This is a genomic window from Halomonas sp. NPDC076908 (assembly GCF_050269715.1).
GTDB lineage: Bacteria > Pseudomonadota > Gammaproteobacteria > Pseudomonadales > Halomonadaceae > Vreelandella.
In genome coordinates, this window is the sequence record NZ_JBNNIW010000040.1 from 17,416 (window position 1) to 29,669 (window position 12,254).

Sequence of the window (12,254 nt, forward strand, 5' to 3'; positions counted from 1 at the left end):
GTGGGTGAACACGCCTGATGCGAGTCGTTACAGAATACGGAACCGTCACGGCAATAGCGCTGCCTCTATATCATTCAGAATAGCTTGCGCAGCAAGCGGGCCATTGGCGCTTGTCCATAGTTGCCCATCCACCGGCACAACGCGCTCTTGCTGCACGACGTTCAGGCGCGTGAAAGCGTTACTTTGCTTGGCCGCCTCCAGCGCTGCTTGTCCATCTTCGTTTAGCGTTGCCAGGAACAGCCAATCGCCATCCACTTGAGAAAGATTCTCCAGGCTAAGCACATCGCTATGCACGCCTCGCTCGCCGACCAATCCGCCATCCTGAACATCTAAACCAGCTTGGGCTAATAGACCTGATGAAAATAGGTTTTGTGACATGACCATTGGGCCACCGGGCATCCAACGAACCAGGAAAGTAGTGCCGCCAACGCCAGCTGTCTCCACGGCCTCTGCCATTTCTGCGGCACGCTGTTCCACGGCTGCAATGGCCTCTGCAATCGCCTCTTGGCGGTTCAGCGCTTCGCCATAAAGGCGCGCTTCATCTTTCCAGTTATCCGCTGCAAGCGGCTGAGTCGGCGGTACAATGGTGGGGGCAATGCGGGAAAGCAGTTGATACTGCTCATCGGACAACTGTGCGGGTGCCAAAATCAGATCCGGCTGCTGCACTAAAACGGCTTCGATATTAATCTCGCGCACTACCCCCATTATCGCAGGCCGGTTATCTCCTAAATGAGCTTCGATATAAGTGGCGACGTTATCGCCGCCACGCGTGGTAACCGCACCCAGCGGGTTCACGCCTGCCGCTACTGCCGCATCCAATGCGCCTTCATATAGGGTCACGACACGTTCTGGCGTACCTTCCACGTCAACTTCGCCAAAGGCTGTCTCGAGGGTACGTGCTTGTGCGATCCCCATCGCTAGGCCGCTCAGCAGTATTCCCACTAGGCTGTTGCGCAGAACTGTTTGCAGCATGAGTCACCCTCCATAAAAAGATGCCAAAATAGTAATGATTCTCAAAACCATATGCATCAAAATTACATCGAACGCTGCGTTCCACTATATGCAACAGCTTTTAAATCCCTCCTCTCTTTTTGTGGGTTGCGCAATTAGCAACGGTACGTTCCTTATGGCCCGCTCGTTTTCTGGAACTTTTTTTCATAGAATCCTCAACGCACTTGATAATCAATATCATTAGATAATTAATATCGTCACCAAGGGGATCGTTATGCCGCGCTTCACTCGAACTGCTCTCGCCAGCGCTGTTACTTTTGCCGTCGCGTCAGCGGCCGTCCATGCACAGGAAAACAGCCAACTTAGTAATATGGTCGTCACGGCGGCAGGCTATGAGCAGTCGCTGAATAGCGCGCCAGCCAGTATTTCAGTGGTGACACGGGAGGAGCTTGAACAGAAGCAGTTTTCGAATATCGCTGAGGCGATTGCCGATGTACCAGGGGTTGATGTACGTTCTGGCACCGGTAAAACCGGCGGGCTAAATATTTCGATCCGTGGCATGCCAAGCGCATACACGCTCATTTTGATCGATGGGCGTCGTCAAAATGCTTCAGGTGACGTGACCCCTAACGGCTTTGGTGAAACTTCCACCAGTTTTATTCCCCCTCTTTCCGCTATTGAACGTATTGAGGTTATTCGTGGGCCAATGTCCACGCTGTATGGCTCTGACGCCATGGGCGGGGTAGTTAACATCATTACCCGCCGCGTGAGCGATGCTTGGGCAGGCTCGGTATCTGTTGAAAACACCTTCCAAGAAGATCGTGATGCAGGCAATAGTTCCGCCATTAACCTCTACACCTCTGGCCCATTGGTAGAAGACACCGTTGGCCTTCAATTACGGGGGCGTTTATTTGACCGCGATAGCTCCGAACGCATGATTGAGAATGGCTCTGGCCGCGACCCGCGCCCTTCTGAAGCGCGCATTTACTCTATTGGTGGGCGTCTGAATGTAACGCCTGATGATACGAACGAATTCTGGTTGGATCTTGAACGCTCGCGCCAAACCTACGATAACAGCGATGGTCGCCTGGGCAACCTGGACACACCGGCGCGTGTATTCGGCTATGAAGATGAGCTGCGCTTCAACCGTGACCAAGTCGCGGTTGGCCACACTGCGCAACTCTCAACGGGCACGTGGGAAAGCAGTGTGACCCATAACACCACTGAAACCTTTGGTCGCACCTTGCCTGCGGGCAGTGCGCCTGATTTCGGTTATGAAGCAGAAGGCGGCGAAGCGCGCCTGCTTGAGAACCGCGACATCGTGGTTGATAGTAAGTTTGTCGCGCCGTTAGGCGACCATATGGTCACTGTGGGTGGTCAGTATATTGATTCCACGCTTGAGGATGGCGCAGCAGGTTCCGAATCGTTTGAGCAAAATAGCTGGGCGCTGTTTGCAGAAGACGAATGGTACTTACGCGATGACTTAGCACTCACCTTAGGTGGCCGTTACGAACACCACGATGCCTTTGGCGGCCACTTCAGCCCACGCGGCTACTTGGTATGGAGTGCCAATAATAATTGGACTCTGAAAGGTGGCATTAGCCAAGGCTATAAAACACCCTCGCTTAATGACTTACACGATGGCGTAAATGGCTTCACCGCCCAGGGCCAGTCCATCACTATCGGCTCACCGGATCTTGAGCCAGAGAAGAGCACGAATTACGAGTTGGGGGCTATTTACGATAACTTAGCGGGCTTCTCGCTAGGCGCCACAGCGTTCTTTAATCAGTTTAAAGACCGCATTGCCAATGCCGACGACCTAGCCAACTGTCAGTTTATTGATAGTAATGGTAATACTCCTAATGCGGGATTAAGCAATTGCTTGAGTGTGGGCAACTTTACTCAGCAGGAGAGCTTCAGCCAGTTAACCAACATTGACCGTGCGGAAACACGTGGCATAGAGCTAAACACTAGCTATCAAATTGCCCCTGCATGGTCTATCCGCGGCGGTTACACCTATACCGATACGGAAATTACCTCCGGCGAAAACGAAGGCATGGTGCTTACCAATGTGCCAAACCACAAGCTAACGGCTGACCTTACCTGGGCGATCAATGAGCGCTGGAATACGACGTTGGAAGGCGAGTACTACTCTTCCCGTGAGCGCTTTGCTGCTGGCCTCCCCACATCAGGCGAAACCTTGTCACTCTATGAGCAGCTCGGCAACAAGTTGGATGGCTATGAGCGTTTCAACCTGCGTAGCTCCTATCTAGTCTCCGACAACGTCCGCTTAACCGGCACGATCTATAACCTGTTTGATAAAGATTTCTCCAGCTCCGATACGTTTGAGCATAACGGCGAAACGCTGCGCGCCTACAACTTCACCCAAACAGGTCGCTCCACTGATGGCGTCGCCCTTGATGGGCGCAGTTTCTGGGTATCTGCAACTTATGAGTTCTAATCTGTTCTAACTCACCACGTTCCACTGACTGTTTCGATGCTTATCTTCTGCCCCGGCCATGCGTTGGGGCTTTTTTTACAAAAAAAACGGCTATCACTGGATAGCCGCTTCGCTAATTTGCCCGAATAATATTAGCTCTGGCGTTTTAGAAGGAGACGTTCAAGCCTAACCAAACACGACGGCCATCTTCTACATAGCCATACTCATCGTAGTCAATATCTTCATCAAATAGGTTGTAGATGCCCGCATTCAGCTGGGTTGTCTCATTTAATTGGTAGCCGATACCTGCATCTACAAAGGTGTAAGACGGGGCTACAATGGCGCTGCTCGAAGGACCTGTCGTCGGTTGGCTCTCCTCGCCTCGATAAGTCATTTTGGTCCACTGTCTCAGCCTGGAAGATACTTGCCAATCTAACGATGCCGACACCTGGTGACGTGGTAGTTGGGTTAGCGGCTCACCTGCATACTCTCCACTTTTTTGCTCGCTATCTGTAAAGGTATAGCTCCACAGCATCGCTAAGCGGCGCAGACAAGCTGATCTCTGCCCCCTGGGTGACCGCCTCATCGATATTGATGCGATAGGTAGGATCACTGCCAAACTGGTTAGCGCCCTCAGCACACACCCCTTCAGGGCAGGCGATACGGGTGATTTTGTCTTTAAAGTCATTGTGGAATACCGTCACGCTACCGCTAAAACCAGCGTCATTTGCGTAAAGGAGTGCTAGCTCTTTGTTGAGCGAGGTTTCTGGTTGCAAGTCAGGATTGCCGTAAACATCGCCGCCGCGGCTGGTTTGCCCCCAATCGGCAGTCATCTCACGTAGATTGGGCGAACGATAGCCAGTGGAGACGCCACCTTTCAGCGTCCAGTCCGGCGTCATATTCCACACGCTATACAGCCGTGGGCTAATATGACTACCGAAGTTATCATCATCATCCAAACGTATGCCGCCAGTTAACGCCCAGGTATTCGTCAGCAGCCATTCATTTTCAGCAAACAGGGCCCATTGGCTATTCTCAATCTCAGTACGGGACGAAATCGTATTAGTGGTGTTGTCTTCTAACGCCTCTCTTTCATAGCTAGCCCCAACCGTCACCATATGTGCTCCCAGAGGCATTACTAGGCTGGTTTTGGCGGTAGTATTGTTAATTTCGATATCCTGGGATGGATTCTCACTGGTTTCACGCTGAAGAAAGCTTTCGGTGGTGCCGATATCAAAGCGCCCACTATGCGTCAGGGCAACGTGCCGATGGGTATAGTCGTTAAAGCTATCGGCGCAACCGCCTCGACAGCCTTCTGCAGGCGCCGAGCGGCCCATCAACGATTGGCGATCTTGCTCGGTAATACCGGCTTCAGCAGTGAAGTCGTGGTTATCTGAGGCGGCAAGACTGAATCGTGCGGTAAGGCTTTGCAAGCTCTTGTCTTCGTAACCGTTAAGTATGTTGTCCTCATCGCGCTGAGACATACGCCCATATAGCTGAAGCCCTAACCTGTCCCCCACTAAGGGACCACTAAGGTAAAAATTAGCTTGGCGACTGTCGCCGGAATCACTGCTTTCTTGCAGCACCGTATCGAGCTGAACATTACCGTGCCACTGCTGGGCCACTTTGCGGGTAATCACATTAATGACGCCACCAATCGCATCGGAGCCATAGAGCGTCGACATGGGTCCACGCACCACTTCAATGCGTTCTATTGCCTGTAGCGGTGGAAGCCAATCTTGCTCAAATCCGGCGCTACCATTGGGGCGAGACTCACGAGAATTTTGTGGGCGACCATCCACCAAAATCAGCGTGTACTGGGAAGGCATACCGCGAATGCTAATGTCTTGACCGTTATCCCCCGCACCACCACCGGTCACTATCACACCGGGAACATCGCGCAGCGCATCGGTGATATTTTGATAATGGCCGCGCTCTAGCTGTTCACGGGAAACCACGCTGATGGAAGCCGGTGCATTGGTGATTTGCTGCTCAAAACCTGAAGCAGTTACGACCATATCGTCTAAACGAGGCGTTTCTTGTGCCCACAGAGTGCTACTAGCAAGCGCAGAAATCGTGCTAGCCAGCAGCGTACGACGCAAACAGGGTGACATGACAATGTCCTTCATGGTGAGAGAGCAACCGCTCTATTAAATGCGAATTATTAGCATTAATATTTTTGCACACTCTCTACACAATCGGGTGAGACGGACTGTTCAACAAAACGGAACACAAATGCCTATTATTTGCATTCTCACCAAACGGTGGCACAATCACCCTTCACCTATTGCCCAGTGGGCCTGACGATGTATGACTTTGACGAACTCACTGCCTTTGCCGACGTGATGGCGACAGGCAGTTTGACGCGCAGCGCTCAAAAACTTGGCTTAGCTAAATCAACCCTAAGCCGTCGAATTAGCCAACTTGAAGCCCGGCTCAATCAGCCTCTGTTAAGACGCCAGGCAAACCGGCTGATTCCCACCGAGGCGGGGCTGCTATTTCATACCTATTGCAACGAGCTGTTAGCCATGGCCGCTCATAGCCAGGAGGCGCTGGCTGAACTACGCGAAGAGATCAGTGGAAAGGTGACGCTTGAAGTGCACGGTGCACTTGCGCGTAGCTGGATGGCGAGCGCCATTGATGCGTTTTTAAAACAATACCCGAAAGTTGAGCTAACCCTGCATACCCGTGAAACGCCACCCACGAAAATGCACAGCAACAGCGTGCATGTCTGGCTCGGCCCCACTCATGAGTGCGGGCTCAACCAGGAGCGTTTAGGGGAGTTGGCACGCGGGCTGTATGCAAGCCCAGATTATCTAGCGACGGCAGATGCCCCAAGCCACCCTGACCAACTTGAACATCATGCCTGGGTTGATCTGCTTGCGACCGCCTCTAATGGTTTGCTACTCACTCATCCTGAGCAAGGTGAGTACCTTTTCAGCCCCCCGCACTCAAGGTTGAGAGTCGATTTAACAACGCTACACATTGATGCCATTGCCCGCGGCCAAGGCATAGGGTTACTTCCCCACTGGCTGGTTGAAAAACGTGAACAGCATCATCCCGGTGAGTTAATCAATTGCCTGCCGGGCTGGGAACCCGCTGCGCTGCCGGTCACGCTGCTCTACGCTTACGGGCACCAATCCCGCAGAATCAACGCACTGCTTGATTTTTTACGTACCCACATACCGGTACAGTGGCGCATTGAAAGCGCGGTGATATAGCGTAATAAAACGCAATAACCTTGCCAGTTAGGCCGCTTATTAACGACAATAGCCAGCCTAACCCGCCAAGGACCCCACGATGCTTGCTGAACTGTTTGCCATTATGGCGCCCGTGCTGGCCGGTGCAGGGCTGGGTTATATGTGGGTGCGCTTAGGTTACCCGTATCCCGTCGAATTTATTACCCGGTTAGTCTTTAACATTGGTACGCCCTCCTTGGTATTAGCCTCGCTGGCCGGTGCTGATATCGACGCTACTACCTTTGGTCAGACGATGCTGGCTGCAGCATTGGTGATTCTAACCATGGGGGCTGCGACGTTCTTAGTGGCAAAGTTACTACGGCGTGATTGGCGGGTGCTGCTTGCCCCTATGATGTACCCCAACACCGGCAATATGGGATTGCCGGTGGTGCTTTACGCCTTTGGCAGTGCAGGGTTTGCCTACGGTATTACAGTGATGGTGACCGTCTCACTCTTTCAGTTCACGTTAGGCGCGGCGCTTAATAGCAAAAGCAACCCGCTTAAAACCCTGGTAAAAACGCCCACGGTCTACGCCATCATCATTGCCATGACGCTGCTACTCACGGGAACATCGCTACCGCCCTGGTTGGCAAATACGGTTGATTTGATGTCAGGCTTTACGGTGCCACTAATGCTGATCACGCTTGGTGTGTCATTGGCCAGCATCCAAGTTAAAAACCTGCGTTCGGGATTAGGATTCAGCTTGGTGCGCGTCCCCCTTGCCGCCACAGTGGCTTGGTTTATTGCTGGATGGGTGGGGCTACCCCCGCTCGCTCAGAGCATCCTAGTGATACAGATGTGTATGCCAGTGGCGGTATTTAATTATCTATTTGCTCAGCGCGCCCAGCGCGAACCTGCCTATGTGGCCAGTTTGGTATTTTGCTCTACCTTATTGGCACTGTTTTACCTGCCTGCGCTGTTAGCTTTACTAATGTAAACACGCTTAGGGGAACCCAAACACGCAGAACGAGTCACTGCTAGACTTAGGATGACGTTGAAATAGGACGACATCACTATAAGAGGGTTTACGATGCGCATGACAAAAGCTTACCGATCCGCTCGCTGGCTTGGGCCTGCTGCCACTGGCTTACTTCTTATCGGCGCCGTTAATAGCGCCCATGCAGAAGTCATGCATGAAGCGATTGAGAGCGAGCACCTGACGTTTTCAATTGAGCGCGTGGCTGATGGCCTCGAGAACCCTTGGGCCGTTGCGTTCCTACCCGACGGTCGTTATTTAGTAAGCGAGCGTAATGGGCAACTGAATCTCATCGATCCTGAAAGCGGTGAATCCTCTGTCCTCGAAGGTATGCCAGAGGTCAATCATCACGGCCAGGGCGGTCTGCTTGACGTTGTGTTGCACCCTGGTTTTGGAGCAGAAGATGGCGACAATGACTGGGTTTACTTTACCTGGAGCAAGCCTGATGGCAGTAACAGCCGCACAGCCCTTTCACGAGTAAAATGGGAAGGCGACGAGCTAGGTGAAGTTGAGCATATATTCGAGCAAGAGCGTGCCTCAGGCCCTGGTCGCCACTATGGTTCGCGGTTGGCATGGCTGCCCGATGGCACCCTATTAATGAGCATTGGCGACCGTGGTAGCGAGCCGCCACGCGCTCAGGCGAGCAATGACCATGCAGGCTCAACCCTTCGCCTTACCGCCACTGGCGGCGTTCCAGATGACAACCCCTTCGTCGACGATGCCGACACCCTTGATGAAATCTACACCCTGGGTAATCGCAACATTCAAGGCATGACGGTGTTGAGCAACGGCGAAGCCTGGGCATCCGAGCACGGGCCGCGCACCGGTGATGAGCTTAACCATATTGAGCCAAGCAATAACTATGGTTGGCCCGATGTTAGCCAGGGCAATGATTACGCGACCAACGATCCCATCGGTGAAGACTCATTACCCGGTATGGTTGATCCTGTTTATGTATTTGAAGGCCGCTTTGCGCCTGCTGGGCTTACCGAAGTAACCAGTGATGCTTTTGGTGCTTGGCAAGGCAGCCTGCTGGTCGGAGGTTTAGGCAGCGAAAAGCTACTCCTGCTACGCTTGGAAGACGGCAAGGTGGCCGAAGAAGAGCTTATTTTAGAAGGCGAAGTAGGTCGTATTCGCGATGTTCGTCAAGGTTCTGATGATGCCATTTACCTGGTCACTGACGATGCTCAGGGTGGCCTTTATCGGCTTCGTCCCGTTAGCGTGCATTGAAACGCAAGCACTGAACAACCAATATATGAATAAACGTCTGTCATAACACCACCATGGATGCACCATGCGACTTCGCAATTTAATTATATTAACAGTAATTGTGCCGCTGTTTGTCATCCTGGTGGTGTTTAGTTTGGTGGCGATCAAGTCGCTTGAAGATAACGTTCGTTCCAAGCTGCAAACGGAAGTAGAAATTATTACCCGCGCACTAAGCACCTCGCTTAGCTACGCGGTCACCCCGGATAGCGCTACCCCGCTTGAAGAGGCATTGCAGTCTGCCTTCTCATTTCATCGTATTTACGGTGCCTATGTATTTGATACTGATGGGCGCGACATTTATGGGTTAGGGCTTGGCAAAAATATTTTCAGCCGCGATGAGATTCAGCAGGTCATCGAGCGTGACGATATGTACAGCAATTATCGTCAACACGATGGCTGGAATTACTACTCCGCCTTAACACCACTGCGTGCACAAGATGGTACTGTTTACGGCGTTTTGCAGGTTAACCGTCTCAATACGGGCATAGAGAACTACACTGGCTTTATCAGCATTGTGGCCGTATTGGTGTTTGTTGTCGGCGCTGCGGGAATTGTATTCAGTATTTGGTGGGGCTTTCGACGCTTTATTGAACGGCCACTAACCCGCTTGTTGCATGTGATGCAGCTAGTTGAAGACGGCGACCGTAGCCAGCGTGCAGCAGAGGATGGACCTACCGAATATCGCCGCCTTGCCTCAGGCTTAAATGGCATGCTAGACGCGATGGCAGAAAAGGATTTTGAAATTGAAGACCGCCAGAGGCACGAAATCGAGTTAGAAAAACGTCTGCGCAAGTCGAAGAAACTGGCAGAGCTGGGCGTATTGGCCGCAGGGGTTGCCCACGAAATAGGTGCACCGTTAACCGTCATTAACGGTCAGGCTCAGCGTTTGGCTCGCCGTGATGTGATTGGTGATGACGAACGTGCGCGATTAGGGCGTATTCGCGGCGAAGTTGAACGCATTGTAGAAATTGTCCGCCAACTAATGGAATTAGGCAGACAGCACAATGTTGAAAAAGACGAACTGGCCCTCAATGAACTTATTTCCAGCGCCAGCGATTTAGTCGAAGAGCAGCTTGAGTCACACAATATTCGCCTAGACATTGAATTACCGTCGCCCACACCCAACCTACTGGCCAACGGTCAGCAAATTGTACAGGTACTTACTAACTTGCTGCGAAATGCCGCTCAGGCTGACGACGTTAAGCGCATTCGCGTGCGAGCCCAGCAGCAGGATCATGAACTAATAATATGGGTAGAAGATGATGGCCCGGGCATTCCGGGTTCCCATCACCAAAAAGTATTCGATCCCTTTTTCACCACCAAACCGGTGGGGCAAGGCAGCGGGTTGGGACTTTCCATGGTGCATCGCATTATTAACGACCACGGCGGTACGATCGGTGTATTTGACAGCGCCCTTGGCGGTGCTGGATTTGAAATTACGCTACCCCTTAGTGAAACCGCATCCGCTTGAGGAAAACGTTTGTGACCCATCAGGAACACCTTTTACCTTTATTGGTGGTGGAAGATGACGCCGCTATACGTGAATTGCTAGAAGAAGAACTGCAGGATGCAGGCTATACAACGCTAGGCGTGTCTAGCGCTGAAGAGGGTATTGCCTTACTCAGCCACACCACCGTCTCATTGGTTATCACCGACGTGCGCCTTCCCGGCATGACCGGCATTCAATTGCTGCAACAGTTACGCCAAGCAGGCAGTGAACTGGGAATTATTGTGATTACCGCCTTTGGCACCATTGACCAAGCGGTAGAAGCGCTAAAACTTGGGGCTGACGACTTCTTAACGAAGCCGCTTGACCTTGATGCTATACGCGATGCTGTTTTTCGTGTATTGGAACGCCAACGCTTAGCTATCTCTCATGACTCTGATATTAGTCATTTCCATGGCATTGTCGGCAAAAGCCATGTTATGCAGGGGCTGTTTCACGATGCTTCGCGCCTCGCCAAGAGTGATGCACCGATATTGATACTGGGTGAAAGTGGCACGGGTAAGGAGCTGCTGGCTCGTGCTATTCATCAGGAAAGCCCTCGCCATGACCAACCGTTTGTGCCGGTCAACTGCGCCAGCATTCCTGCCGACCTAATGGAAAGCGAATTTTTTGGCCATGTGAAAGGTGCCTTCACCGGGGCCAATGAAGCACGCAGAGGTCTATTCCATAGTGCACAAGGTGGCAGTCTGTTTCTAGATGAAATTGGTGAGATGCCGATTAACCTTCAAGCTAAGTTACTACGGGCACTACAGGAGAAAACCGTACGCCCGGTAGGTGGCGAGCGCGAAGAGCCGGTGGATGTACGCATCATTGCGGCCACCCATCGCAATTTGGAAAAAGAGATAGAGCAAGAGAATTTCCGAAGCGATTTATTCTACCGCTTGGAAACGTTCTCGCTACGCATACCACCGCTGCGTGAGCGTGGTACCGATATCGAACACCTTGTGTTTGCGCTAATTGATAAACACGCCGATGCACAGGGCAAGCAGATTGAGCAAATTGAGCCGGAAGCGCTCAGTAATCTGCTTAACTACACCTACCCTGGCAATGTCCGCGAGTTGGAAAATGCGATTATGCGTGCCGTGACCTTGAGCGAGGATGGGTTGCTTAGCCATAAAGACCTACCCGAACGGCTGCGAGAACAATCAACGCTGGAAGCGGGCACGACCTTGGTTCCGACACAGAAAAGTGAAGTGCTTGCAGGCACCCAATTGCCAGCACCAGCACCTATCCGTTGGCCAAGCTTAGAAGAAGTCGAAAAGCGCTATATAAACAAGGTATTAGAAGCAACAGGCGGCAACAAGCGGCGCACTGCAGAAGTACTTGGTATTGCTCGTAGAACCCTATATCGCCGTCTTGAAGATAGTGAAGAGTAAAGCAAACTATTAAGGCTAGGCACTCACTGCCTAGCCTTATTTTTCAAGTTATTAAATCCCGATTAGCGCTTATAGATCATCATTTAGGGTATCGTCCGTCGCGCTGCCTTCATTGGACATTGGGCCTTGACCCATTGGCTCTTCTGTCTCCGGCTCAGGCGAGGAAGTCGGTGCAACTTCTTCACTACAACCCGCTAGAGCCACACCACCCAAAGCAATCATTGCCGATAACATTAGCGCTTTGATACGTTTATCCAGATTGGTTAGCGTCATGCCATTCTCCTTCCTATGGATTTACACTCCACTACTAACAGCAGCAGACTCATTTCAACATCTAATTTAAAACCTAGCACTGTAAGCTATCTTTTCAACCATCGGTGGTTTAGACATTCAAATACGTGATATCGGCATAGGGGCGGTCAGCATGGCTGACCGGTCCCCTGCCACACCACCCGGCATGCGGGTCCGCACCGGGCGGTTCGAGAAGTTAAGGTTA

The 12,254-nt window shown here is 51.9% G+C and carries 8 protein-coding genes and 1 pseudogene; 6 read left to right on the forward strand and 3 right to left on the reverse strand.

The window, feature by feature from the left end; genetic code table 11:
* Positions 1-45: 45 nt before the first annotated feature.
* Positions 46-972 carry an ABC transporter substrate-binding protein gene (locus ACQKE4_RS17600; protein WP_427389587.1) on the reverse strand — a complete coding sequence of 309 codons (927 nt, stop codon included), beginning with the start codon at positions 970-972 and terminating at the stop codon, positions 46-48.
* 253 nt (positions 973-1,225) lie between these two features.
* Between ACQKE4_RS17600 and ACQKE4_RS17605 the strand changes: the two genes are divergently transcribed.
* Complete coding sequence (locus tag ACQKE4_RS17605) at positions 1,226-3,412, forward strand: TonB-dependent receptor domain-containing protein (RefSeq protein ID WP_427389588.1); 2,187 nt, start codon at positions 1,226-1,228, stop codon at positions 3,410-3,412.
* A gap of 145 nt (positions 3,413-3,557) precedes the next feature.
* On the opposite strand, the pseudogene ACQKE4_RS17610 reads toward ACQKE4_RS17605, so the two are convergent.
* Positions 3,558-5,505 (reverse strand): annotated as a pseudogene (locus tag ACQKE4_RS17610) (ligand-gated channel protein).
* A 192-nt stretch (positions 5,506-5,697) separates the two neighbouring features.
* Between ACQKE4_RS17610 and ACQKE4_RS17615 the strand changes: the two are divergent.
* The 5 genes from ACQKE4_RS17615 to ACQKE4_RS17635 all read left to right on the forward strand — a co-directional run bounded on the left by ACQKE4_RS17615 (position 5,698) and on the right by ACQKE4_RS17635 (position 11,758).
* Positions 5,698-6,612 carry a LysR family transcriptional regulator gene (locus ACQKE4_RS17615; RefSeq protein WP_427389589.1) on the forward strand — a complete coding sequence of 305 codons (915 nt, stop codon included), beginning with the start codon at positions 5,698-5,700 and terminating at the stop codon, positions 6,610-6,612.
* A gap of 79 nt (positions 6,613-6,691) precedes the next feature.
* A complete protein-coding gene (locus ACQKE4_RS17620) occupies positions 6,692-7,567 on the forward strand; it encodes an AEC family transporter (RefSeq protein ID WP_427389590.1) in 876 nt (291 codons plus the stop codon).
* 93 nt (positions 7,568-7,660) lie between these two features.
* A complete protein-coding gene (locus ACQKE4_RS17625) occupies positions 7,661-8,836 on the forward strand; it encodes a PQQ-dependent sugar dehydrogenase (protein ID WP_427389591.1) in 1,176 nt (391 codons plus the stop codon).
* Positions 8,837-8,900: 64 nt separating this feature from the next.
* Entirely contained in the window at positions 8,901-10,346 is a 1,446-nt protein-coding gene (locus ACQKE4_RS17630) for an ATP-binding protein (protein ID WP_427389592.1), read from the forward strand.
* An 11-nt stretch (positions 10,347-10,357) separates the two neighbouring features.
* Positions 10,358-11,758, forward strand: coding sequence for a sigma-54-dependent transcriptional regulator (locus tag ACQKE4_RS17635; RefSeq protein ID WP_427389593.1), 1,401 nt, complete (start codon positions 10,358-10,360; stop codon positions 11,756-11,758).
* A 69-nt stretch (positions 11,759-11,827) separates the two neighbouring features.
* On the opposite strand, the gene ACQKE4_RS17640 is transcribed toward ACQKE4_RS17635, so the two are convergent.
* On the reverse strand, positions 11,828-12,031 hold the full coding sequence (locus ACQKE4_RS17640; RefSeq protein WP_427389594.1) for a hypothetical protein: 204 nt from the start codon (positions 12,029-12,031) through the stop codon (positions 11,828-11,830).
* Positions 12,032-12,254: the final 223 nt, after the last annotated feature.